The organism is Candidatus Aminicenantes bacterium (assembly GCA_026393795.1).
Taxonomy (GTDB): Bacteria; Acidobacteriota; Aminicenantia; order UBA2199; family UBA2199; genus UBA2199.
In genome coordinates, this window is the sequence record JAPKZL010000161.1 from 1 (window position 1) to 22,063 (window position 22,063).

Below are 22,063 nucleotides of genomic sequence, written 5' to 3' on the forward strand. Positions count from 1 at the left end.
TAAGCGAATACGAAAAAGTTTCCCATGAAGCGCTGGAACGCGAGATCCACCAGGTGAAAAGGATGACCAGCGGACCGGTCGCCGTGAACTTCATGGGCGCGTTGAGCAACGTCAACGACCTGATCAAGACGGCCGTCAGCGGGGGAATCAGGATCATCGTCTTCGGCGCCGGCTTGCCGACCACACTCCCCGAGCTGGTCCCTGACCCTGAGGTGAACCTGGTGCCCATCGTTAGTTCGGCGCGGGTGGCGGAGTTGATCATGAGGGTCTGGGACAAGCGCTACAACCGGACCGCCGACGCCTTCATCCTGGAAGGGCCGCTGGCCGGCGGACACCTTGGTTTTTCGCACGAGCAGCTGGCGCAGCCGCAGGAATTCTCCCTGGAGCGCCTTTTGCCGGGCCTGCTGGAAGCGGTGAAAGCGTACGAGGACAAATACGGCCGCAAGATCCCGGTGATCGCCGGCGGCGGCATCTTCGACGGCCGCGATATCGCCCGCATGCTGAAGCTGGGCGCCGCCGGAGTGCAGATGGCCACCCGCTTCGTCTGCACCCTGGAATGCGGCGTTTCCACTGAATTCAAGCAGGCGTATCTGGACGCCAAAGAGGAAGACATCGTCATCATCGATAGCCCGGTGGGCATGCCCGGCCGTGCCATCCGCAATCATTTTTTAAAGGACCTGGAAACCAAGGGCAAAATTCCGGTGAAATGCCCCTACCGCTGCCTGACCGCATGTAAAGCCGACAAAGCCAATTACTGCATCGCCAAGGTGCTTTTGAATTCCTATTTCGGGGATGTGGAAAACGGGCTCATATTCTGCGGCCAGAACGCCTACCGGGTCGACAAGATCACGACCGTCAAGGAGATATTCGCCGAACTGGTAGCCGAGATGAAAACAGTATGAAGAAAATTTATCAAGGTAAAAGTAAAAAGATAAAAGGTAAAAGTAAGAAAATTGCGTGTACATTTCCTATTTCAATTTTTCTTACTTTTTCCTTTTTACTTTTACCTTTTTACTTTGTCTTTTTTGGCCTCAGCTTCTCAATGAAAGAAGCATCCACCCAATAGATGGCCGGACTGCCGTTGGGAGCCGTACGGTGCAGCCCGGCGATATAGTCGTAGGTCAGCGGCGCCGGCATCGATTCAATGGTCGGCATGCGCGCCGACATGAAGAAAAGGTACTTGCTGTCCAGTGACAGGCTGGCCGCGTATTCGTCGCTGCCCGCGGTGTTGATCGCCGCCCCCAGGTTGACCGGCTCGCTCCAGCTGTCATCGGCATTGCGGAATACGGCGTAGTAATCGCAGCCGCCCAGGCTGTCGGGCAAGCCCCAAATGGGGACGATGGCCAAACGCCCGTCTGGGGAAAAATAGGCGTTGTAACGCGCCTTGCCGGCGTTGATCTGCGGCGGCAGCCTCTCCGGGCTGGCATATTGGCCGTCGACCCAGCGGCTGCGGAAAATGGCCTCGCCCTTGCCCGTCGTGTCGGGCCCGGTGTAATAGAGGGTGCCGTCCATTGTGGTCACGGGAAAGTATTCACCGCCCGGGGTATTGACCGGCGCGCCCAGGTTCCTGGGCTCGCCCCAGCCGGCACCCTGGCGCTCCATGACCCAGATATCATCGTCATGTTTATCGGAGGTTTTCCCCGGAGCCGGGCGGTCGGAAATAAAGAAGAACTTCCGCCCGTCGGGAGAGATATGCGGTTCGCCGTAATGGACGCCGGGCTGGTCCAGCCCGGGCACCACCTGCGGGGCGCTCCAACGGCCGTTCTCGTAACGGCAGCAGACGATGTTGCTCAGTTTGTACTGGCCGAGGACGACGCAGACATAGATCTCGCGCCCATCGGGGGTCATGGTGAGATCGCGGGTAAACAAGCCCGTATTCACGATCCCGGGGGCGAAAATCTGCGGCACCGCCCCGGGCGGGTTCTGGCCGAGATAGGCCCAGGACGGGTCCTCTTCAGCAGCCGGCAAAAAAACACCCCCCAGCCAAGCCAGCAGGCAAAAAATCGTCAGCGTATACTTCATGGTTCCTCCTCCTTGGCCGTGCGGCGAAGACCAATGGCGTTTTTACGCAAAAACAGGGGAATTGGTTCACAGCAAACTCACCCCCATCCCCCCTCTCTTGCAAAGAGAGGGGGAAATATCTGCTCCCCTTCTCTTGGGGAAGAGAAGGGGTGGGGGGATGAGTTGATTGGTTGTGCAAGCGCCGTTTATCTTTTTCTCGTCATTTCGCCATTGGCATTTGGTGCTTGTCTGAAATGTGGCGTCGGGGAATTGGAATAGCGATTTGCAATATTTCTCCCCCTGGATTACAATACCCATTGGCTGCGAATGTAAAGAATTTTCCATAAAAAAAAGGATCGGCGATGAAGCGACAATTCCCGAATTTCCTGTTCCTGACCTGCCTGCTGGCGCCCTCTGTTTTCGCGGTTGAGGTTCGGGCCGTGCGCGTGACCAACGGCCCCAGGATCGACGGCCGCCTGGACGATCCTGCCTGGAGCTCGGTTGAGCCATTCAGCGCCTTCCGCATGGCCGACCCGCTCCCCGGCGGCGAGCCGAGCGAACGGACCGAGCTGCGCATCGTCTACGACCACGCCAACCTCTACATCGGCATCCGCTGCCTGGACGGCTCACCGGGGCAAATCACGGCCCATTCCATGCTCCACGACAACGGCTACGAAGCGCACGGCTGGGGCGGCCAGGGCGTCGTCGGCACCGGCAACGACGATGTCGTCCGCGTGTTGATCGATCCCTTCCTGGACAAGCGCAGCGGCTACTTCTTCACCGTCAACCCGCGCGGCGCCCGCGGCGAGGGCTTGGCCTCGGGCGGCAGCGCCAGCCTCAACTGGGACGGCATCTGGGACGCGGCCGGCCGCATCGACGACACGGGCTGGAGCGCCGAGCTGAAGATCCCCTTCAAGACCATCCAGTTCCGCGCCGGCCTCCCGGCTTGGGGGATCAACATCGAAAGATTCATCGCCCGCAAGAACGAGAAGATCCGTTTGGCCGGGACCGACCGCGACAGCAATTTCTTCAACCCCATGGCCGCCGCCTCCCTGGCCGGCATCAGCGGCGTCAAGCAGGGCAAGGGGATCACCATCCGCCCCTACGGGCTGCTCAGCGTCGAAAAGAATCATGCCGATACCCTGGGCTTTCAGTGGAAGCTGGACGGCGGTTTCGACATCTACAAGAATTTCACCCCCAACCTGGTGGGCGCCTTCAGCTACAATATGGATTTCGCCGAGACCGAGGCCGACGAGCGGCGCATCAACCTGACTCGTTTCCCGCTGTTCTTCCCTGAAAAGCGCATGTTCTTTCTTGAGGGATCGGAGACCTTCAGCTTCAGCTCCAGCGTCAGCTTCCAGCCTTTTTTCAGCCGCAAGATCGGCTTGTACCAGGGCGAGCAGGTCCCGGTCCTCTTCGGCGGCAAGGTGTTCGGCAAGATCGGCCAGACCAACCTGGCCTTCCTCGATGTGCAGACCGAAAAATATTCCGGGCTGCCAGGGCGCAACTTTTTGGCCCTGCGCGTGACCCGGGACATATTCAGCGAGAGCAAGGTCGGCTTCATCCTGACCAACGGCAGCCCGACCGGCGAGCGCAACACTCTGCTCGGCGCCGATTTTCGCTACGCCACCTCGCGCTTCTTCGGCGACAAGAACCTCAACCTGGCCGCCTGGCTGGCCTTCAACTGGAACGAAAAGACCGAGGGCAGCCACGCCGGCTTCGGCTTCCGGGCCAACTATCCCAACGACCTCTGGGACATCCAGAGCACCTACGCCTGGTATGGCGCGGCGCTCGACCCGGGGCTGGGTTTCATGCTGCGCCAGAGCATGCAGACCTTCTACCTGCGCGTCGCCCTGCAGCCGCGGCCGGCCGCGAACTGGCTGAAGGAACTGGTCCGGCAGTTCTTTTTCAACGTCAGTGGCGATTTTTACTGGGACCTGCAGGGCAATCTCGAAACCAGCCGCGTGGAACTGACCCCCATGAGCTTCAAGACCGAGAGCGGCGAGCAGCTCAATTTCAAGCTCACGGCCAACCGCGACATCCTGCCCGCCGAATTCGAAGTGTCAGAGGGGGTCATCCTGCAAGCCGGCGACTACGGTTTCACCAGCCTGGGCATCAGCATCAGCAGCGCCACGCACCGGAAATGGGTCTTTAACGCCGGCATCGATTTCGGCGAATTCTACTCGGGGCACTACGACAACTTCAGCTTCGGTTTGACCCTCAAGTACAAGGGCTACGCCAACCTAGGGCTAGATGTCAACCTGGTGCGCGGCCGGCTCCCGGAGGGCGATTTCAACGAGAACGTCTACCAGCTGAAGGCCGACATCTTTCTCTCGCCCGACATCGGCTTCATGAACTACATCCAGTACGACAGCATCTCCAAGCTGCTGGGCTGGAGCATGCGCCTGAAGTGGCGCGTCTCGCCAGGCAACGAGATCGCCCTGATCTACAACAAGAACTGGGAGCGGCGCTGGGACCCGGCCAGCCGCTTCTATCCCCGGGAGGAGCGCGGAGTCTTCAAGCTGTCATTGTCCATCAGGCCATAAAGACACTTCGTGACGAGTGACGAGTGACGAGTGACGTGAGAAGAAAAAACAGGTTATAATTCCTAATGCAGGGGTTTGATTCATCAAACCCTTTAAGCTGATGCAATTTAAATTGTTGTCTGCTATGCTTATAAACCGATGAACCAATGGAAATTCTGACTAAGAAATTGCAAAACAAGCTGGACCGTTTGCTTCGCACCGCTCCCGAGCTGTCCCTGGGGCCGCGGCAAAAAATGGTCATTTTTTCCGACCTGCATCTGGGCGACGGCGGCGGCAACGACGATTTCAAAAAAAACGGCGAGCTTTTCCTGGCCGTGTTGCGCAACCGCTACCTGGAGGAAAATTTCACCCTGATCCTCAACGGCGACATCGAGGAACTGGCCCGCTTCCCGATCAAACGCATCATGGACAGCTGGGGCGACATCTACCGCGTCTGGACCGAATTCGCCGCTCGCGACGCCCTGATCAAGTTGGTCGGCAACCACGACCTGTCGCTGTTGCGGCGCCGCTCCCGCGACCTGCCTTTCCCGGTCATTGAATCTCTGAAGGTCCGTTGGCGCGACAAATTGCTTTTCATCGTGCACGGCCACCAGACCTCGCACCTGAACTGGGCCTTCCAAACCCTGGGCATTCTGTTCCTGCGCTGGCTGCTCCACCCGCTGGGCTTCGGCAACTACACGGTGGCCGAGAGCAGCCGCCGCCGCTTTCGCGTGGAAAGGCGCATGTACGGTTTTGCCCGCGCGAAAAAGCTCATGGCCCTGATCGGCCACACCCACCGGCCTTTGTTCGAGTCCCTGCCGCGCCTCGAAACATTGAAGATCGAGATCGAGAACCTCTGCCGCAAGTTCCCGCAAGCCAAAGCCGGAGAGAAGTTCGAATTGGGATCAAAGTTGACGCTCCTGAAAGAGGAATACGTCAAGCTGCAGCACAAGGACCACCGGACCCAAAGCTCCGAAAATCTCTACCACGACGGCCCGCTGCTGCCCTGTTTGTTCAATTCGGGCTGCGGCATCGGCCGCCACGGCATCACCGCCATCGAGATCGTCGGCGGCCGCGTTGCCCTGGTCTACTGGTTCGACCGCCGCAAATCGGCCAAATATTTTGAGTCTGAAGGCTACCAACCGCAGCAGCTTGACAACAGCGACTTCTACCGCGTGGTCCTGAAGGAAGAAGACCTGGAGTACATTTTCACGAGAATCAATCTTTTGGGGTAACTGCATAAGAATAAAATTTCAAATCACAAATCCCAAATTCCAATAACATTATTGAAGATTTTAGATAATGTCTTCATGAAGGGGACGCAAATTTGCATCCCCTACCAAGACAGATATCTTTCATTTGTAGGGGTTCAATACGAGATTTTCAAAGAGCAAATTGAACCCCTACTAAGCATTGCAAACATTACAAAATTGATTAAATTTTTAATAAATATTAATTATATTAATATTTATATTGACTAAATCAAATTTTAATGCTATATATTATTCATAAAATCAATGGAGGTGGCGCCATGGCAAGCACTTGGCAAGACTTGACCCGCCTGACCCAAGGCAATCCCCTGACTGTGGAGCGGGTGCGCATGACCGGCCGCGACCTGGCCATCGATGGCAGCTTCGAGCTTCCGCCCTTGGCCAGGCTGACCGAGGAAGATCAGATCTTCGTTACAGCCTTCCTGCGCTGCCACGGCTCGATCAAGGAGATGGAGGCGCTGTTCGGCATCTCCTACCCGACGGTCAAGAACCGCCTCAACCGCATCGCCGCCCAGCTCGAGTACGTCGAGATCAACCCGCCGCCGTCGTCGCTGGAGCTGCTCGGCCGCCTCGAAAAGGGCGAGATCGACGTCGCCGAGACGCTGAAAAAACTGGAGAAGAAGCCATGATCCCGCTCTGGTTGTGGATCCGCGTCGAGGAGCAGGGGCAGCGCCGCCTGGCGCTGCCCATCCCGATCATTCTCGTCTGGCTGCTTTTAGCGGCCCTGCTGCTCCTGCTGCTGCCGCTGGTGCTGCTGACGGCGCTGCTCTCCTGGCCCTGGGGCTGGGGCAAGCCGTTGTTGCAAATATATTTTCAAATTTTCGTCATGATCGGCTCGCTGTCGGGGCTCAAGCTCGACATTTCCAGCCGCAAGCACGACAAGATCACCCATGTCATTTTGCGCTAATCCTGCTACGCAGGATAAGTACCTTAGAATACAAATTTTCTCGTTTTTTAACAAGTAAATTTGTTTTAAGGTACTAATAAGGAGGAAACGATGAACGAGGAAAAAAGAAAGATCCTGGAAATGCTGGCCGACAAGAAGATATCGGTCGACGACGCCGAAAAGCTGCTCGCCGCTGTCTCCGAGCGCGCCGGCGAAGGGGGAACCCTTTTAAGCGACGCCGCCGGCAAGCCCGGCCCCAAGTACCTGCGCGTGCTGGTCGAGCCGGCGGCCGACAACCCCAAGGGCGACCGGGTCAACATCCGCGTGCCGCTCAATCTGGTGCGCGCCGGCTTGAAGTTCGCCAGCTTCATCCCGGCCCAGGCCCAAGAGAAGATCAACAACGAAATGAAGGAGAAGGGGGTCCCCTTCGACCTAAGCCATTTCAACCCCCAGGACATCGAGGCCCTGCTGGTCCACCTCAACGACCTGACCGTCGAGGTCGAGGGCAAGGAAAAAGTCAGGGTATTCTGCGAATAGCAAAACTCGTAGGGGCACGGCGCGCCGTGCCCCTACAAAAGATTAAAACTCAGGAAAAGAATGATGAATATCTGCAAACAAGGTAAAAAGGCCGAAGAGAAAAAATATAAGAATAAGGGTGAAAAAACCCTGGTCGCGGACCCGCATGCTCCTTTCCCCCTCTTCCCCTTCGGCACCTTCCTTCTGCCCTTGTTTATCCCTTGCCCGCCACCGACCGAGGGCAAAAAGAAAGATTAAGGGGCATTGATGGTTGCCATTTTCAAATTCCAAGCATCAAATTACAAACAAGCACCAGGTTCCAATGCCAAAACGAAGAGAGCGGCATTAGTTGATGGGTAAATGAGTTGAAGGGGCAACGGCAATGACAGCGAAATATTGCGGTTTTGCTTGACCCATCAACCCTTTTACCCTTCTACCCATCTACTTCTTTGTTTGGAATAGTTATTTGACATCATTCCCGCCTTGGTGGTAAGGTAAAAACCTCGAATCCGCTCCCGTTTGGAAGGCAACATGATCGAACTGCGCAATGTCTGCAAGAGCTACAACAAGGGCTCGATACGAGCCGTCGACGATCTCACCCTGGCCGTCCCGCCCGGGGAGATTTTCGGCTTTCTCGGCCCCAACGGCGCCGGCAAGACCACGACCATCAAGATGATCGTCGGCATCCTCGCCCCCGACTCGGGGACGATCGCCGTCGAGGGCCGCGACAACCGCAAGGAAACCCTGGCCTGCAAGAAGGTCACCGCCTACGTCCCCGACGAGCCGGAGATCTACGAGCGCCTCACCGGCCTCGAATACCTCAACTTCATCGCCGATGTCTACGGCGTGCCGGCAGGCGTGCGAGCTGAGCGCGCCGGCCGCTGGCTGGAGAAGTTCGAGCTGAGCGCCGCGGTCGCCGAAAAGTTCTGCGACCGCATCGCCATCATCCACAAGGGGCGCTTGATCGCCTGCGGCAGCCTCGACGAGCTGCGCCGCCAGGCCGGCGAGTCGCAGTCGCTGGAGAACATTTTCCTGGAGCTGACCGAGCCATGAGGCGCCTCTTCGCCCTCCTGGGCGCCGGCTTGCGCCAGAACTTCGGCCTGTCCCTGCTCAAGTACAAGGTTTTAAAGGAAAAAAAGGACCTCTGGCTGGTGCTGCTGGCCGGCATCGGTTTCTTGAGCCTGCTCCCGGTCGTCGTGCTGTACGTCAAGGGCCTCGGCCGCTTGTTCGCCATCCTGCGCGCCGCCGGGCAGGAGACGGCCATGCTGACCCTGGCCATACTGGTCGGCCAGTTTTTCATCCTGGTCTTCGGCCTCTTCTACGTCCTCTCGGCTTTTTACTTTTCCCGCGACCTCGAGTTCCTGGTGGCGCTGCCGGCCCGCCCCTTCGAGGTCATCGGCGCCAAGTTCGGCGTCATCCTGGTCAACGAGTATTTGACCGCCCTGCTCATCGTCGTTCCGGCCTTCGTCGTCTACGGCGTCATGGCGGCAAAACCCCTCGCCTACTGGCCCCTGGCCGTACTCGTCTTCCTGCTGCTGCCGGTCATCCCCCTGGCCCTGTCGGGACTGCTGGTCATGGCCATGATGCGCCTGGTGAACGTCAGCCGCAAAAAGGATTTCCTCATCCTGGCCGGCTCGCTGGCGCTGCTGGCTGGTGTCCTCTTCCTGCAGCTCGGCCTCGCCGGCAACCGCAGTCCCGAGGAGCTGGTGAAGTTCTTCGGCGCCGCCGACGGCCTGGCGCGACTTTTGGGCGAGAAGTTCCCGCCCTGCATCTGGGCCTCGCGTCTTTTGGCCGCAGGCTTCAGCGCCCCGGGGTTCGGATATCTGGTCTTATATGCCGGCGGTTCCATCGCCGTGCTGCTGCTCCTGCTGTGGGTTTCGGAAAAGCTCTTTTATCGCGGCCTGATCGGATTGTCCGAAATGGCCGTTCGCCGCAAAAAGCTTTCCGCCGTTGCCCTGGCCAACGGCTTCGCCAACGGCCGCAAAGCCTGGCAGGCCATCTTTTCGCGCGAGTGGAAGCTGATGAACCGCACCCCCATTTTTCTCCTCAACGGCATCCTCTCAGTCGTCCTGGTCCCGGTCATGCTCTTTTTCATGGTGCGCACCAGCGCCGGTTCGTCTTCGCTGGCCATCCTGAAGATCCTGGGCTCGGGAAACCGCATGGCCGAGACCATGTTTGCTGCCGCATTTTTCGTCGCCTGCGGCTGTCTGAACGGCACCGCCTCGTCGACCTTCTCGCGCGAGGGGCGCAATTTCTGGATCTCCAAGGTCATCCCGGTTTCTCCTGGTCGCCAGGCAGCAGGCAAGTTCCTCCACTCCTACCTGGTCGCGGCCCTGGGCGTTCTGGGCGGCTCGCTGACCGCCTGGCTGGCCCTGGGCCTGGGCTGGAAGAGCATCCTCCCGGCCGCCCTGCTGGCCTTCGTTGCCGGCGTATGGCTCACCGCGATGAACATGGCCGTCGACCTGGCCCGGCCGCTGCTGTCATGGACCAATCCGCAGCGGGCCATCAAGCAGAACCTGAACGTGGTCATCGCCATGGCCGTCGACGCCGCCATCGTCTATGGCTTTTATCATGTTTTCCGGCTGTTGCGCCGCGCCGGCCTGGACAACAAGGGGCTGATCGTTGTGCTGTTCATTATCCTCTCTTTGCTGGCCGCTACTTCCATTTTCCTGTTGGCTCGCTTCGCCGACAAACGCTACGCGACGATAGAGACTTAAGAAAAGGGTGTAGGGGACAGGGTATAGGGTTCAGGGAATAGAAAAGGCAAGGACGAACTCGGTAGACGGCATACGGTTGACAGCGGACGGTAAAAAGGAAGCAGAAACGCAAATTTGCGTTCCCTAACGAAAACAGATAATAATTTTTTTTTGTTGTTTATTGCAAAAGAAAATATGTATAATGCTCCGGAAGGGAGGAACAGCATGATTAAAAAACAACAAAAATGGATCGCTTGGCTGGTGGTTTTCACCTTCGTGTGGCTGCTGCAAATTTCAACCATGCCCATGGCTGCCGCCAACGCTCCGGAAAAAATAAGTTCGGCCAACAGCGACCAGGGGCCGCGCTATATTGAAGAAGAGGGAAGGGGCGCCGGCTCGGCCGCGAAAAAAAGCATTGTCCCCATCATCCTCATCGGCGTGGGCGTTGTCGCCGTGGCCGCCGTTCTGATCCTGGTTGTCTTCAAGTCCGACTACAACATCGTCGGTGAATGGCGCTACAGCTGGAAAGACGACGGGGACACCACCTGGGTGGAAAGCAACCAGCCGGTGGTTTTCAGCGGCGACAAATCAAGCGGCACGCTGACAATTTGGAGTATCCCGGGAACCTACACGGTCAATGGCAAGAATGTCGTTTTCACTATCGATTACCTGGATTTCGGGCCAAACGATTACTACACCCATACCGGCACCTTCGTCAGCAAGAACAAGATCACCGGCACCTGGATATACGAGGATGGCGGCTGGACCGGAACCTTTGAATTGGTGCGCGCCAGTTCCGCTGCCAGCAGCGGGTTGGTGCAGGCCCTTCATGCGGACCGAAGGAGACAAGGAAAAAAATAACCGTTCGCTGCCGGGCAGGAGAATGATCTGCAAGCTTTGAAGTAGGGAACGCAAATTTGCGTTCCCTACAAAAGAAAATCTTCAATGCCTTTGTTCAGGCAATTGGGATTTGGTGCTTGCGAATTAAAATTTTATTTTCAGAGCCGTCTGTAATCCATCACCCACCGACATCCGGAATAGTCTCGTCAGGCAAGGCGGTTTTTCTCTGAAGTGTTGCTATCAATATCCCCGCCAGCATAATTGTTCCGCCGACGAAGAAATAAAATGTGATGCCGATGCCGAAAAACAAATACGAGAATATCGCGGTTAGAGACGGGTTTATATTGACGAACAACGAGACATTGGATGCATGCCAGTGCTTGACCGCGATATTCCAGAGGCTGTAGGCCAGGATGGTGCAGGCCAGCGATAGGAAGGCGGCGGCGCCGTATTCCATCAATCCCAGGGAGAGCACTTTGACGATGAAGGGGCGATCGATGAAAAAGGCAGAGGCAGTGGGGTCAGGTCTTTCATTATTACTTTTTGATTTTAGAGAGGCAGTGGGGTCAGGTCTTTCATTATTACTTTTTGATTTTAGGATAGATTTTAAGTTGCAACTCCATTTCCTTTACAAAACCCCTTTTGCTATAATTGTTTTTTTAGAGGAGAAAAACATGTCGACAAGAAAAGAGTTTTTCAGGAGCTGCTTTGCCATCGTTCTAGCTGGAGTGGGATCATTTGCACTGTTCGGGAAAAAGGGCGATGAGGTGAAAAAAGAAGTGGGCAAAGAAAAGAAGCAGATCGCCAAGTGCGGGATCGTGTGCAGCGAATGCCCGGCCTACATCGCCACGCAGAAGAACGACGACGCACTGCGCGCCGCGACGGCCAAGAAGTGGTCAGAGATGTTCAAGTCCGACATCAAGGCCGCGGACATCAACTGTAACGGCTGCCAGAGCGACACCGGGCCCCTGTTCAACTACTGCAACACCTGCGAGATCCGCAAGTGCGCCCGCGAGAAGAAAGTTGCCACCTGCGCCAACTGCCCCGAGTATTCGTGCGCCAAGCTCGATGCGTTCCTGGCTCAGGTACCTGAGGCAAGGGCTGTGCTTAATGGGCTGAGGAAAGGGACGTAATCGACGTACGGCAGCACAAATTATCCGGTCACTTCGTGACCGGATTTAATTTGTCTGTCCCCGAAGGGGATGTACGGTGTACAGTTGACGGTGAAGACAAAAAGAATTCCAAATAACTATCTCCGGGTGTAGGGGTTTGATTCATCAAACCCTTCCTTAGAGAATTCAATTCCGGGTGTAGGGGCGGGTTTGAAACCCGCCCGCATTCTGAACGCGGTGAAAGGAAAATAAAATGAAACAACTTGCGCTTTTCGTTCTTCTGCTGGCCACACTGGTCCTGCCTGTCCGCGCCCAGGAGAAGATCGAACTGGGCAAGGACGTCGAGGTATCCCCATTGGCTCCAGGCATCTGGCGCCATGTGACCTATCAGGTAATGGAGGAGAAATGGCGGATGCCGGCCAACCGCCTGATCGTCCCCGGCCATGGCGACCCCGGCGGCTGGGAGCTGGTCGCGAACACCCTGAAGCTTTTAAAAGAAAATCGCAAATAATGCGATTGATTCATTTGTGGTTGAGGACCACGTTTTCCGCGATAGTTGTCGCCAAATTCATTATATTCCAAAGCAAACCTTAAAAATGGTATAATTATTGCAATGAATATCGGGAACGATGGCTCGACGGATATGAAACCCAGACCCAACCATGATATTTACATCAACGTGCTGCGGCGCATGACCGCGGAACAGCATTTGCTCAAGGCGTTCGAATTGTCCGCCCTGACCCGGGAACTTTTCATATCGGGCATGCGCCAGCGCTTTCCCGATCTCGATGCCATCGAACTCAAAAAGTTGATCCAGGAGAGGCTAGAACGGTGTCACAATCAGATTTACTGAAGAAGATCGCCGGCATTCTATCCGCGCAGAAAATCCCTTACATGCTGACCGGCTCTCTGGTTTCAAGCATTCAGGGCGAACCGCGTTCGACCCATGATATCGATATTATCATTTCCATCCATCCGTCCGACATCCCCGGCATCGTCAAGGCCTTCCCGGACAAGGAATTTTATCTTGACCGCGAAAGCATCCCCCTGGCGCTGAAGAACCTAACGATGTTCAATGTGATCGATTTGCGGGAAGGCGACAAGGTCGATTTCTGGATGCTGACCGAAAGTGAATTTGATCGCAGCCGGTTTTCGCGCCGGCAAGAATTCGAACTGCTTGGAGAAAATGTCTGGATCTCATCCGCCGAGGATACTATCCTGGCCAAGCTGCGCTGGTCGGAACTCTGCGGCGGCAGCCGCAAGCATTATCTGGACGCTTTGAAGGTATATGAAGTTCAATACCCGAAACTGAATATGGAATATTTGACCGAGTGGGTGCGGCAATTGCATCTTACCGCCCTTTTCAATAAGCTGACCGGCGAAGCCAGGATCATTCCCTGACCGTGGAGGCCCCGCAAGCTGCCGACATTTCAAGGAGGTATGACATGAAACGAAATTCAATCGCCTTGCTGGCCGTCATGGCCCTGCTGGCTGTCGCCTGCGGGCAAGCGCCAGAAAAGGCAAGCACGCCCGTCGAGAATGCGGACACAACTTATGCCGTTGAGCAAGGTTTCGTCGACGCCAATGGTGTTTTGATTTACTACAAGATCGTCGGCCGCGGCGCGCCGCTGCTCATCCTCCACGGCGGCCCCGGTGCCTCCCACGACTACTTCCTGCCCTACCTGCTGCCGCTGCTACGCAGCAACCGCCTGGTATTCATCGACGAGCGCGGCTCGGGGCAGTCGCAGAAGCTCGAGGCCCCCAAGGCCTACACCGTGGAAGCCATGGTCGAGGACGTCGAGGCGGTCCGCCAGAAATTGAACCTGGGGCAAATCAACCTGCTGGGCCATTCTTTCGGCGGCGTCCTGGCCCAGGCCTACGCCATCAAGTATCAGCAAAACCTGGCCCACCTGGTCCTGTGCAGCACCTTCCAAAGCACGCGCAAGCTGAACGAAGTGTTCCGGGCCATGAAGGCGAAGATGGCGCCCGAGCTCCTGGCGCGGATCGAAAAGATGGAAAAGGCCGGGTTGTACGGCCACGGCAAGGATTACGAGAAGAATCGCTACACGCAAGGATACATGATCGCCTCCTGGGGCGAGGGCTATTTCCCCTACCTGTACCAGAAGCGCCCCGACGCCAACTACGACCCGGCCGCCAACGGCTCCATGGCCTGGGACCTGTACCGCGAGATGTGGGGCTCGCACGGCGAGTTCGTCATCGACGGCAACCTCGTTTCGGTCGAGTACGAAGACCGTCTGCCGACCATCAAGATACCCACCCTGATCACGGTCGGCGACCACGACGAAAGCGACCCGTCGCTGGCCAGGACGATGAACGAAAAAATCCCCGGCTCGAAGCTGGTCATCCTCCCGGAGAGCGGCCACATGACCTTCGTCGACCAGCCCGACCTGTTCAACGCGGCGGTGGACGGCTTTCTCCATTCGCGTGAGCAATAAGAAGGAAACCATGCAGTTCGCGGTGATCGCTTATGACGGGAACGACAAGGACGCCTTGGCTAGGCGGATGGTGGTGCGGGAGGCGCACTTGAAGGTGGGCAAGGAGATGCACGACGCCGGCAAATGGCTCTACGCTGCCGGCATCCTCAATGACGAGGGGAAAATGTGCGGCTCGATGATCGTCTGTGAGTTCGAGTCAAAGGCAGAAATGGAGAAACAGTGGCTCAGCCGGGAACCTTACATCGCCGGCAAGGTGTGGCAGAAAATAGACATCCGCCGCGTCCAAGTCGCCCCCTTCTGCGCGCCGAAATAGATAGCGACCGGGTTATTTCTTCCTGAACTCCCGGCTGCCGCGAATGCGCAGGATCTCGCCGAAAAAGACGCGGTGATAATCCATTTGCGGGTATTGGACGGCGATTTTGTCGGAGAGGAAATTCCGGTCGTCGAGGTCCTGCCAGTATATTTTCCGGCATTCGATGACCAGGTCGGCTTCCTTGAAACAAGGAGCCGCGACAACCGCCGACTTCACCGGCGTCAGATGCGTCAGGGCGATCTTGTCGCAGTCGCGGCCCGACTTGCTGCCGATGATGGCCAGGTCCTTGCGGTACGTGGCGGGAAACGAGCACAGGGTGAAGGTGGCGGAGTCGTTCATGAAGCCGAAGGTGTGTCGCGTGGGCCGGACCACGACCTGGACGAAAGGCATCTCCCACATGCCGCCGATGCTGCCCCAGGCAACGGTCATCGAGTTGAACTTTTCCATGCGGCCGGCGGTCAGCACGAACCAGCGCTTGAACCAGATATCGACCGAGGGCAAAACCAGGTCCTTGGTTTTGATGGGCGCGATCATATGTCCTCCTCAGGGCGGATTATACACCATTGTGGTATAATTTTTTTTCGTCAAGGAGGTTCCATGAAACGTCTGACCCATGTCCTGGTTATTGTTTTGCTGCTAAGCCTGCCGCTGGCACTCGCGGCCGGGCTCCGCCCCGGGGACATCACCGTCCACAAGCTGGACAACGGCCTGAAGATCGTCCTCCTCGAAGACCACGACATCCCGAACATCGCCTATTACACGTTCTTCCGCGTCGGCTCGCGCAACGAGCGGCCCGGCCTGACCGGCGTGTCCCATTTCATCGAGCACATGATGTTCAACGGCACTCAGGCCAACGGCCCCGGGCAATTCGACCGCATCATGGAAGCCAGCGGCGGCGCCAACAACGCCTTCACCAGCGAGGACATGACCGGCTACACCAACTGGTACCCGGCGGCCGCACTGGAGAAAATGATCGAGCTCGATGCCGACCGCATGCAGGGACTGATCTTCGACCCCAAGGTCCTGGAGTCGGAGCGCAGTGTCGTCGCCTCGGAGCGGCGCATGGGAGTCGAGAACAACAACGAGAACCTGCTCGGCGAGACCGTCCGGGCCACGGCCATCATGGCCCATCCCTACCATTGGGACGTCATCGGCTGGATGAGCGACATCCTCAGCTGGAAGCGCGACGAGATCATCGCCTATTACCGCACCTTCTATTCGCCCAACAACGCCGTGATCGTCGTCTGCGGCGATTTCCAGACCCCGAAGATCATGGAGCTGATCAGGAAATACTATGCCGCCATTCCCAGGGGGCCCGAGCCGCCGGCGGTGCTCACCGTAGAACCGTCGCAGCTGGGCCCGCGCCGCGTGGTGGTGCACAAGCCGGCCCAGACGCCGTCCTTCCTCCAGGTCTATCACGCGCCAGCCGCGACCGACCCCGACTTCCCGGCCATGGACGTCCTGGGCATGGCGCTGCTCCAGGGCGAAAGCAGCCGCCTTTACCAGCGGCTCGTCGCCCGGGACCAGCTGGCCATCGATGTCAGCGGCGGCATCGGCCAGTCGATCGACCCGCTCCTCTTCACCATTGCGGTCAAGCCCAGGCCGGGAGTCGACACCGGGCTCATCGAGAAGGCCATCGAGGAAGAGTTGGCAAGGATCAAAAAGGACGGCATAGCCGAAAAAGAGCTCATGAAGGCCCTCAATTCGGTGCGCATGGATTTCTACAACCCGCTGATGACCATTTCCGGCAAGGCCTACAAGCTGGGCCAAAGCGAGATCTATTACGGCGGCTACGAGCACATCTTCAAGGCCATGGATCCGTATAAAGCCGTCACCCTCAAGCAGGTCCAGGAAGCGGCCGGCAAGTATTTCTCGGAAAACAACAAAACGGTCGGGGTCCTCATCCCGGAAGGAGGTTCCAAGTGAAAAAAGCAATTCTTATCGGCATCATCGCTGCCTTCGCCATCCTGCCGCTCTGCGGCGCGAACAGCCTCCCAACACCCCAGAAATTCAAGCTCAACAACGGCTTGACGGTCTATTATTTGCAGGACAAGGACCTGCCGCTGGTGGCGGCCCGCATGCTGGTCAAGGGGGCCGGCACGGCGTTCGAACCGGCCGAAGGGCTGGCCAACCTGACGGCCGCCCTCATGCTCAAGGGCGCCGCCGGCAAGACCGCCGTGCAGGTGGCCGAAGACATCGACAGCCTCGGCGCCGCCCTGGACATCTCGGCCGCGGATGAATACATGAACCTGTCCGCAAGCTGCCTGGCGGAGCATTTCGACCGGCTCATGGGCATCGCGGCCGACTGCATGCTCAAGCCCGCCTTCAGCCCGGAGGAATTCGAAAAAGAGCGCCAAAACCGCATCGACTCGCTCAAGGCCGCCAAGGACAATCCCGGCCAGGCCGTGCGGCTGTATTTCCGCAAGGCGTATTTCGGGACGCATCCGCTGGGCCACCTGGCCGGCGGGACCGATACCTCCCTGGGCGCCATGACTGTCGGCCAGGTCAGGGATTATTACAGGAAATATCTCGGCCCGCAGCAGGCCGTCCTGGCCGTGGCCGGCGATATTGAGCCGGACAGGCTCAAGCAAGTTTTAAACCGGACCTTCGGCAAATGGCAACAGTCCGTGCCCGCCCCGGCGGCCAAGCTTCCCGAGTTCCCCGCTCCTCATGGCAAGGTCCTGATCCTGGTCGACAAGCCCGACGCCACCCAGGCTTATTTCGGCCTCGGCTTTCCCGGCTTCGGCATGGGAGACGACATCAGCGCCGCCGCCCAGGTGATGAACACCCTGTTCGGCGGGCGGTTCACCTCGTGGCTCAACACCGAGCTGCGCATCAAGCGCGGCCTGACCTACGGTGTCAGCAGCAGCTTCCAGCAATGGCGCGGCAACGGTATTTTCAACGCCTTTTCCTACACCAAAAACGACCAGATCGGCGAGATGCTCGACATCACGCTCGAGCTGATCGCCAAGGCGAAGAAAGAAGGCTTCGGCGAAGAAGAGATCCAGAGCGCGCGGAATTATATCCTGGGCCAATTTCCGCCGACGCTGGAAAACCTCGGCGCCAAGGCCCGCTCCTATCTCACCCTCGATTTTTACGGGCTCGGCTTCAATTACTACGACGGGCTGCTCGAGCGCATCGGCAAAATCACCAAGCCCCAAGCGGACGCCGTGGCCGGAAAGTATTTCTCCGATCAGAATTTCGTGCTGGTCGTCGTAGGTAGGGCCGAAGAGATCTTTGCCCAGCTTGCCAAGTTCGGTGACTTCAAAATAAAGAAGATCGGCGCAGCCGATTTTTAAGAAGCTTTACGAAAGCGGGCGTTTACCGCATCAGCGACGCCAGCGGGTCCCAGGAGGGGAGTACGACCGGCTCGAGTTCCAGCAGCTTGCGGTCGTCCGCGCCGAGGTATTTCTTGTTGACGATGACCACCAGCACGTACTTGTCGAACCAGTCGTCGTACATGGTCCAGTAGCCCTTGTCGCCGACGTCGCTGCCCCAGGAATTCTCCACCAGCCATTTCAGCGCCCGGCCGTTCTCGCGCTCGGCGCCGACGAAGGCCATGGCGTGCACCGGCGAGAGGTCCTTGTACTGCAGCTTCTCGGCCTTGCTCATTTTTTTCTCATAACCGTACAACGACGCATAGTCAAAAATACCCTCGGCCATGATGCCGAGCTTGCGGTCCATCTGCATGCCCGAGTCGGCGGCAAACCAGACCGCCTCGTTGTTCTCCAGCGTTTTCAGGGCGTAGGCCTTCAGCTTCTCGATCCCCAGGTTGAGGTAATCCATGTCGGCGGCGTCGCTGAAGTTGCGGCAATAGCGGAGCTGGTAGCGCTGGTTGTAGGGATGGACCGGGTGGTCGGTCAGGGTCACGTACTGGCGCAGCTCGCTCCCCGCCGCTTCGCGGCCGAACTCGAGGGGTGTATAGGTTTTTTTATAGGTCTTCTTGTCCTTGTCCTCGTAGCTCCAGATGAAGGATTCGCAGGGCGCTCCCAGGTGCAGCACCAGCAGCCGGTAGACCTGCTTCAGGGCAGCTGTCTTCAGTGCGCGCATTTCCGCCAGGCCGCCGCCACGGGCGGCGAGGTTCCTGATCGCGGCCGCGGCGTCGCGCAGGACGGTGTCCAGGATAGCGTTCAAAGCGGCCGAGCTGTCGGTGTTGCTGGTGTCGGGCATGACGGACTTGGGGACAAGGCCGTACTTCTCGATCAGGTTGACGTAATGGCTCCACCAGCCGCCGTCCGGGACCGGCGTCGCCATCCAGCCCTGCAGCTCGCGGTCGTCCCAGGCCTTGTCTTTGTTGGCGATGATCATCTCCAAAAACAGGTTGGCCTTCTCCAGCTTGTCCCAGAAGAACAGATAGGTCTCAGAAAACTCGAAAGCGGCCAGCTTGAACTTTTTCATCAGCGCCGGGCGCAGGAGGTTCAAGCCGGCGAACATCCAGCAGCGGCCGGTCGATTTCTGGTTGGTGATGCCGCTGGCCTCGATGCGGACATTGAACACCGGGCTGTGGCTGGCCACGATGGCGCGGTTCAACACCAAGTCATTGATCTTGTTGTTGCTGATGGCGTTGACCAGGGCCCGGGTCGGGCCGTCCATGACCAGCGACTGCTTCAGCTCCCGCAGCAGGCTTGCATCAATCCCGCCGTTGTCCTCGGCCGCGGCCGGGACAACAAGTCCCAGCAGCATGACAGCAAGAACGGTTAAAAGCAAAGCGTTCAGTTTTTTCATTTTGCCTCCGAAAAAGCGGGCACCGAGTTTGTTCGTCCCGGCTTAAAAAAATATCTTATGGCAAAGCGCCGGGCAATGCAAGGGCGGCGCGGACCGTCCCTACCAGATAGCGGCGGCGACAGGATCGGATTTCCGCGGTGCCAGGGCACGCCGCAGCCGTAGCACTTGGCCTTGTCGATCAGGCAAACATTTTCGGCGACATTGTACTCGATGGCGTCGAACGGGCAGCGTTCCAGGCAGGCGCGACAGCCCGAGCAGGCGGCGCTGTCGACAACGGCGACATGCTCGGCGCGGAACATGGCCGGCGCCTTCAGGTTGAGGTTCGAGCGCATGGCCAGGCAGTAGCTCTTCTCGCAGTTGCAGATGGCGCCGATGAACGGCGTGTGGAAGGTCCAGACGCTGTGGACAAAGCCCTTGTTGTCGGCGTCGCGAATGGCGGCCCACGCTTCCCCGCGCTGCAGGTTCTCGAAGCGCGCCAGCTCGGCCGAGCCGAAGAAGTCCATGTCCAGGGAGTCGTACCAGGCGGGCGGCCCCATGGTGACACCGTAGCAGAGGCGGCCCTCCTTCTTCTCCTTGGCCCATTTGCAGCCGCAGGCGACGCGGGTGATGGTTTTGGCCATGGCCAGGATCTCGTCCACATCCTCCAGCGGCAGCACCTGGCCGAAGTGGTTCACTTTCATGTCGCGGGTCAGTTTCTTGCGGACGATGACGGGCAGGTCCATGCCGCGCAGGAGCGTCTTCTCCAGCAGCGAGATCTTGCGGTTGCCGTCCTCCACCACCTGGCGGTAGAAATGGCCGATGAATTCCCGGCGCCTGAGGTCGCCGAGCAGATCGCTGGAGTAGTTTTTGGCGTTGAGGTACCAGGCCTTGCCCTCGCCGTGCTGGGTGCAAAATTCGCACATGTCGCCCTCCCTTGCTGTTTGGGAAAAACTCTACTGTAAATCGGCGCGAAATGCAACCGCCGGCGGGCGGGGCATTCGGGACGGGCGGCCGCTGAATTTGCTTTTTTCTTGGCAGGCAACCTATAATTCGGGCATGAAAAGAAAATTGTTGAATATAGCGCTTTTAATTATCATGTCCATGCCCGCTGCCAACGCCTGTCGCTGCGGCTGCAAGGATGGGATCCCGGCCGCCGACCCGGCCGGCACCAGCATCAACCTGGAAGAGATCACCGTCCGCCAGCTGCAGCAGGGATACCAGGAGGGGCGCTTCACCATCGTCCAGGTGGTGCAGAGCTACCTGCAGCGCATCGAGGCCATCGACCGCAGCGGCCCCAGGCTCAACTCGATCATCTGCCTCAATCCCGACGCGCTTGCTGCCGCGGCCGAGTTGGACAGGGAGATCCAGGCGGGAAAGATCCGCGGCCCCCTGCACGGCATCCCGGTCATCCTGAAGGATAACATCGACAGTCGGGACACGATGCCGACCACGGCCGGCGCCACCGTGTTGCGGAACTCCTATATCCGCAACGACAGCTGGGTGGCCAAAAAGCTGCGCGCCGCCGGCGCCGTCATCCTGGCCAAGGCCAACCTGAGCGAATGGGCCAATTTCCGCGCCAACATCTCCTCCAGCGGCTGGAGCGGCGTGGGCGGCCAGACGCACAACCCCTATGTGCTGGACCGCAACCCCTGCGGCTCGAGCTCGGGTTCCGGCGTCGCCGTCTCGGCCAACCTCTGCGCCATTGCCATCGGCACCGAGACCAACGGCTCGATCGTCTGCCCGGCCAACAACAACGGCATCGTCGGCCTCAAGCCGACCGTCGGGCTGATCAGCCGTTCCGGCATCATCCCCATCTCCTCAAGCCAGGACACGGCCGGGCCCATGGGGCGCAGCGTCGAGGATGTGGCCATCTGTTTGGGGGCGCTGACCGGTATCGACGAAGCGGATGGCAAGACGCCGGCTTCACTGGGGAATTATCAAACGGATTACACGCCCTTCCTGAAGGCCGACGGCCTGAAAGGCAAGCGCATCGGGCTGCTGAAGAACTCGGCGGCGTACCATTTCAAGGTGGACGTCCTGCTACGCCAGGCGGCCGCCGAGCTGAAAAGCCTCGGGGCCGAGGTGATCGAGATCGAGCCCTTGCCCGAGCGCGACATGGAGAACGACTCCTTCCAGGTCATGCTCTACGAGTTTAAGGACGGGCTCAACAGGTATTTCGCCGGCCTCGACGCCGCGGCGCAGGTCAAGGACCTGGCCGGGCTGATCGAGTTCAACAAGGCCGACCCCATCGAACTGCGCTACTTCGACCAGGCGCTGCTCGAGCAGGCGCAAGCCAAGGGCGGGCTGGAAACGCCCGAGTACAAGAAAGCGCTGGCTGCCATGTTCAAGGCCGCCCGCGAGGACGGCATCGACAAGCTGCTGGCCGCAAACAAGCTCGACGCCCTGATGGCCCCGACCGGCGCCCCGGCCTGGAAGACTGACCTGGTCGACGGCGACCATTTCATCGGCGGCAGCTCGTCTTTGGCGGCCATCGCCGGTTACCCGAGCATCACCGTGCCCATGGGCTTCATCGACCAGCTGCCGGTGGGCGTCTCTTTCACCGGCCGCGCCTGGAGCGAGCCGCTGCTGCTGGAGATCGCCTACGCCTACGAGCAGGGGACGAAGCACCGCCGGCCGCCGAAGTTCCTCGTGTCTGACTGAAAGGGTACAGAGGGTTTAGGGTATAGGGTTGAGGGTTTAGTGGAAGGCACTTGGAAGACCTATGATTGTCTACAAGTTCTTA

At 58.5% G+C, this 22,063-nt stretch carries 24 protein-coding genes; 18 read left to right on the plus strand and 6 right to left on the minus strand.

The annotated features are described in order from the left end of the window. A partial coding sequence (locus NTW95_07540; protein MCX6557262.1) for a nitronate monooxygenase occupies window positions 1-902 on the plus strand: 902 nt, incomplete at its 5' end. A 109-nt stretch (window positions 903-1,011) separates the two neighbouring features. Here the strand turns inward: NTW95_07540 and NTW95_07545 are convergent. Then, on the minus strand, window positions 1,012-2,022 hold the full coding sequence (locus NTW95_07545; GenBank protein ID MCX6557263.1) for a sialidase family protein: 1,011 nt from the start codon (window positions 2,020-2,022) through the stop codon (window positions 1,012-1,014). Window positions 2,023-2,363: 341 nt separating this feature from the next. Here NTW95_07545 and NTW95_07550 point away from each other — a divergent pair, with 341 nt between their 5' ends. The 5 genes from NTW95_07550 to NTW95_07570 all read left to right on the plus strand — a co-directional run bounded on the left by NTW95_07550 (window position 2,364) and on the right by NTW95_07570 (window position 7,220). After that, a complete protein-coding gene (locus NTW95_07550; protein MCX6557264.1) occupies window positions 2,364-4,547 on the plus strand; it encodes a carbohydrate binding family 9 domain-containing protein in 2,184 nt (727 codons plus the stop codon). Window positions 4,548-4,693: 146 nt separating this feature from the next. Beyond that, window positions 4,694-5,761, plus strand: a complete 1,068-nt coding sequence (locus tag NTW95_07555) for a metallophosphoesterase (protein ID MCX6557265.1) — start codon at window positions 4,694-4,696, stop codon at window positions 5,759-5,761. 296 nt (window positions 5,762-6,057) lie between these two features. After that, window positions 6,058-6,426 (plus strand): DUF2089 domain-containing protein, encoded by a 369-nt coding sequence (locus tag NTW95_07560; protein ID MCX6557266.1) that lies wholly within the window; start codon window positions 6,058-6,060, stop codon window positions 6,424-6,426. Continuing rightward, window positions 6,423-6,704, plus strand: coding sequence for a hypothetical protein (locus NTW95_07565; GenBank protein MCX6557267.1), 282 nt, complete (start codon window positions 6,423-6,425; stop codon window positions 6,702-6,704). The genes NTW95_07560 and NTW95_07565 overlap by 4 nt, the downstream gene beginning before the upstream one ends. 90 nt (window positions 6,705-6,794) lie before the next feature. Beyond that, complete coding sequence (locus NTW95_07570) at window positions 6,795-7,220, plus strand: hypothetical protein (GenBank protein MCX6557268.1); 426 nt, start codon at window positions 6,795-6,797, stop codon at window positions 7,218-7,220. Between the two features lie 42 nt (window positions 7,221-7,262). On the opposite strand, the gene NTW95_07575 is transcribed toward NTW95_07570, so the two are convergent. Continuing rightward, on the minus strand, window positions 7,263-7,490 hold the full coding sequence (locus NTW95_07575) for a hypothetical protein (protein ID MCX6557269.1): 228 nt from the start codon (window positions 7,488-7,490) through the stop codon (window positions 7,263-7,265). A gap of 240 nt (window positions 7,491-7,730) precedes the next feature. Between NTW95_07575 and NTW95_07580 the strand changes: the two genes are divergently transcribed. From NTW95_07580 to NTW95_07590, 3 genes are all read left to right on the plus strand, one after another. Then, on the plus strand, window positions 7,731-8,252 hold the full coding sequence (locus NTW95_07580; protein ID MCX6557270.1) for an ABC transporter ATP-binding protein: 522 nt from the start codon (window positions 7,731-7,733) through the stop codon (window positions 8,250-8,252). After that, on the plus strand, window positions 8,249-9,916 hold the full coding sequence (locus NTW95_07585) for a hypothetical protein (GenBank protein MCX6557271.1): 1,668 nt from the start codon (window positions 8,249-8,251) through the stop codon (window positions 9,914-9,916). The genes NTW95_07580 and NTW95_07585 overlap by 4 nt, the downstream gene beginning before the upstream one ends. A 204-nt stretch (window positions 9,917-10,120) precedes the next feature. After that, window positions 10,121-10,756, plus strand: coding sequence for a hypothetical protein (locus NTW95_07590; GenBank protein ID MCX6557272.1), 636 nt, complete (start codon window positions 10,121-10,123; stop codon window positions 10,754-10,756). A gap of 157 nt (window positions 10,757-10,913) precedes the next feature. On the opposite strand, the gene NTW95_07595 is transcribed toward NTW95_07590, so the two are convergent. Continuing rightward, window positions 10,914-11,192, minus strand: coding sequence for a DMT family transporter (locus tag NTW95_07595; protein ID MCX6557273.1), 279 nt, complete (start codon window positions 11,190-11,192; stop codon window positions 10,914-10,916). Between the two features lie 217 nt (window positions 11,193-11,409). Between NTW95_07595 and NTW95_07600 the strand changes: the two genes are divergently transcribed. From NTW95_07600 to NTW95_07625, 6 genes are all read left to right on the plus strand, one after another. Beyond that, a complete protein-coding gene (locus tag NTW95_07600; protein ID MCX6557274.1) occupies window positions 11,410-11,868 on the plus strand; it encodes a DUF3795 domain-containing protein in 459 nt (152 codons plus the stop codon). A 232-nt stretch (window positions 11,869-12,100) separates the two neighbouring features. Then, window positions 12,101-12,358 (plus strand): hypothetical protein, encoded by a 258-nt coding sequence (locus tag NTW95_07605; GenBank protein ID MCX6557275.1) that lies wholly within the window; start codon window positions 12,101-12,103, stop codon window positions 12,356-12,358. A 102-nt stretch (window positions 12,359-12,460) separates the two neighbouring features. After that, the gene (locus NTW95_07610; protein ID MCX6557276.1) at window positions 12,461-12,700 is read left to right on the plus strand and encodes a hypothetical protein; all 240 of its coding nucleotides are present in this window, start codon (window positions 12,461-12,463) and stop codon (window positions 12,698-12,700) included. Beyond that, window positions 12,679-13,248, plus strand: coding sequence for a hypothetical protein (locus NTW95_07615; GenBank protein MCX6557277.1), 570 nt, complete (start codon window positions 12,679-12,681; stop codon window positions 13,246-13,248). The genes NTW95_07610 and NTW95_07615 overlap by 22 nt, the downstream gene beginning before the upstream one ends. A 44-nt stretch (window positions 13,249-13,292) precedes the next feature. Then, window positions 13,293-14,303, plus strand: a complete 1,011-nt coding sequence (locus tag NTW95_07620) for a proline iminopeptidase-family hydrolase (GenBank protein ID MCX6557278.1) — start codon at window positions 13,293-13,295, stop codon at window positions 14,301-14,303. Next, window positions 14,293-14,616, plus strand: a complete 324-nt coding sequence (locus NTW95_07625) for a YciI family protein (GenBank protein ID MCX6557279.1) — start codon at window positions 14,293-14,295, stop codon at window positions 14,614-14,616. Before NTW95_07620 ends, NTW95_07625 begins: the two co-directional genes overlap by 11 nt. Window positions 14,617-14,628: 12 nt before the next feature. Here NTW95_07625 and NTW95_07630 read toward each other — a convergent pair whose 3' ends face one another. Then, window positions 14,629-15,150, minus strand: a complete 522-nt coding sequence (locus tag NTW95_07630; GenBank protein MCX6557280.1) for a flavin reductase — start codon at window positions 15,148-15,150, stop codon at window positions 14,629-14,631. Between the two features lie 63 nt (window positions 15,151-15,213). Between NTW95_07630 and NTW95_07635 the strand changes: the two genes are divergently transcribed. After that, window positions 15,214-16,542, plus strand: coding sequence for a pitrilysin family protein (locus tag NTW95_07635; protein ID MCX6557281.1), 1,329 nt, complete (start codon window positions 15,214-15,216; stop codon window positions 16,540-16,542). Then, the gene (locus NTW95_07640) at window positions 16,539-17,915 is read left to right on the plus strand and encodes a pitrilysin family protein (GenBank protein ID MCX6557282.1); all 1,377 of its coding nucleotides are present in this window, start codon (window positions 16,539-16,541) and stop codon (window positions 17,913-17,915) included. Before NTW95_07635 ends, NTW95_07640 begins: the two co-directional genes overlap by 4 nt. 22 nt (window positions 17,916-17,937) lie before the next feature. Here NTW95_07640 and NTW95_07645 read toward each other — a convergent pair whose 3' ends face one another. Beyond that, on the minus strand, window positions 17,938-19,341 hold the full coding sequence (locus NTW95_07645; protein MCX6557283.1) for a hypothetical protein: 1,404 nt from the start codon (window positions 19,339-19,341) through the stop codon (window positions 17,938-17,940). Further along, the gene (locus NTW95_07650; protein MCX6557284.1) at window positions 19,338-20,243 is read right to left on the minus strand and encodes a 4Fe-4S binding protein; all 906 of its coding nucleotides are present in this window, start codon (window positions 20,241-20,243) and stop codon (window positions 19,338-19,340) included. The genes NTW95_07645 and NTW95_07650 overlap by 4 nt, the downstream gene beginning before the upstream one ends. A 133-nt stretch (window positions 20,244-20,376) precedes the next feature. On the opposite strand from NTW95_07650, the gene NTW95_07655 reads away from it, so the two are divergent. After that, window positions 20,377-21,981: an amidase gene (locus tag NTW95_07655; GenBank protein MCX6557285.1), complete on the plus strand. Its 1,605-nt coding sequence runs from the start codon at window positions 20,377-20,379 to the stop codon at window positions 21,979-21,981. Window positions 21,982-22,063 lie beyond the last annotated feature (82 nt).

What these genes read in the sequence shown, in the direction of transcription:
- NTW95_07555 (MCX6557265.1), top strand. Translation starts at nt 4,694, where the DNA reads ATGGAAATTCTGACTAAGAAATTGCAAAACAAGCTGGACCGTTTGCTT.
- NTW95_07610 (MCX6557276.1), top strand. Translation starts at nt 12,461, where the DNA reads ATGAATATCGGGAACGATGGCTCGACGGATATGAAACCCAGACCCAAC.
- NTW95_07550 (MCX6557264.1), top strand. Translation starts at nt 2,364, where the DNA reads ATGAAGCGACAATTCCCGAATTTCCTGTTCCTGACCTGCCTGCTGGCG.
- NTW95_07655 (MCX6557285.1), top strand. Translation starts at nt 20,377, where the DNA reads ATGAAAAGAAAATTGTTGAATATAGCGCTTTTAATTATCATGTCCATG.
- NTW95_07570 (MCX6557268.1), top strand. Translation starts at nt 6,795, where the DNA reads ATGAACGAGGAAAAAAGAAAGATCCTGGAAATGCTGGCCGACAAGAAG.
- NTW95_07620 (MCX6557278.1), top strand. Translation starts at nt 13,293, where the DNA reads ATGAAACGAAATTCAATCGCCTTGCTGGCCGTCATGGCCCTGCTGGCT.
- NTW95_07645 (MCX6557283.1), bottom strand. Translation starts at nt 19,341, where the DNA reads ATGAAAAAACTGAACGCTTTGCTTTTAACCGTTCTTGCTGTCATGCTG.
- NTW95_07565 (MCX6557267.1), top strand. Translation starts at nt 6,423, where the DNA reads ATGATCCCGCTCTGGTTGTGGATCCGCGTCGAGGAGCAGGGGCAGCGC.
- NTW95_07605 (MCX6557275.1), top strand. Translation starts at nt 12,101, where the DNA reads ATGAAACAACTTGCGCTTTTCGTTCTTCTGCTGGCCACACTGGTCCTG.
- NTW95_07635 (MCX6557281.1), top strand. Translation starts at nt 15,214, where the DNA reads ATGAAACGTCTGACCCATGTCCTGGTTATTGTTTTGCTGCTAAGCCTG.
- NTW95_07595 (MCX6557273.1), bottom strand. Translation starts at nt 11,192, where the DNA reads ATGGAATACGGCGCCGCCGCCTTCCTATCGCTGGCCTGCACCATCCTG.
- NTW95_07545 (MCX6557263.1), bottom strand. Translation starts at nt 2,022, where the DNA reads ATGAAGTATACGCTGACGATTTTTTGCCTGCTGGCTTGGCTGGGGGGT.
- NTW95_07580 (MCX6557270.1), top strand. Translation starts at nt 7,731, where the DNA reads ATGATCGAACTGCGCAATGTCTGCAAGAGCTACAACAAGGGCTCGATA.
- NTW95_07585 (MCX6557271.1), top strand. Translation starts at nt 8,249, where the DNA reads ATGAGGCGCCTCTTCGCCCTCCTGGGCGCCGGCTTGCGCCAGAACTTC.
- NTW95_07600 (MCX6557274.1), top strand. Translation starts at nt 11,410, where the DNA reads ATGTCGACAAGAAAAGAGTTTTTCAGGAGCTGCTTTGCCATCGTTCTA.
- NTW95_07590 (MCX6557272.1), top strand. Translation starts at nt 10,121, where the DNA reads ATGATTAAAAAACAACAAAAATGGATCGCTTGGCTGGTGGTTTTCACC.
- NTW95_07650 (MCX6557284.1), bottom strand. Translation starts at nt 20,243, where the DNA reads ATGTGCGAATTTTGCACCCAGCACGGCGAGGGCAAGGCCTGGTACCTC.
- NTW95_07560 (MCX6557266.1), top strand. Translation starts at nt 6,058, where the DNA reads ATGGCAAGCACTTGGCAAGACTTGACCCGCCTGACCCAAGGCAATCCC.
- NTW95_07630 (MCX6557280.1), bottom strand. Translation starts at nt 15,150, where the DNA reads ATGATCGCGCCCATCAAAACCAAGGACCTGGTTTTGCCCTCGGTCGAT.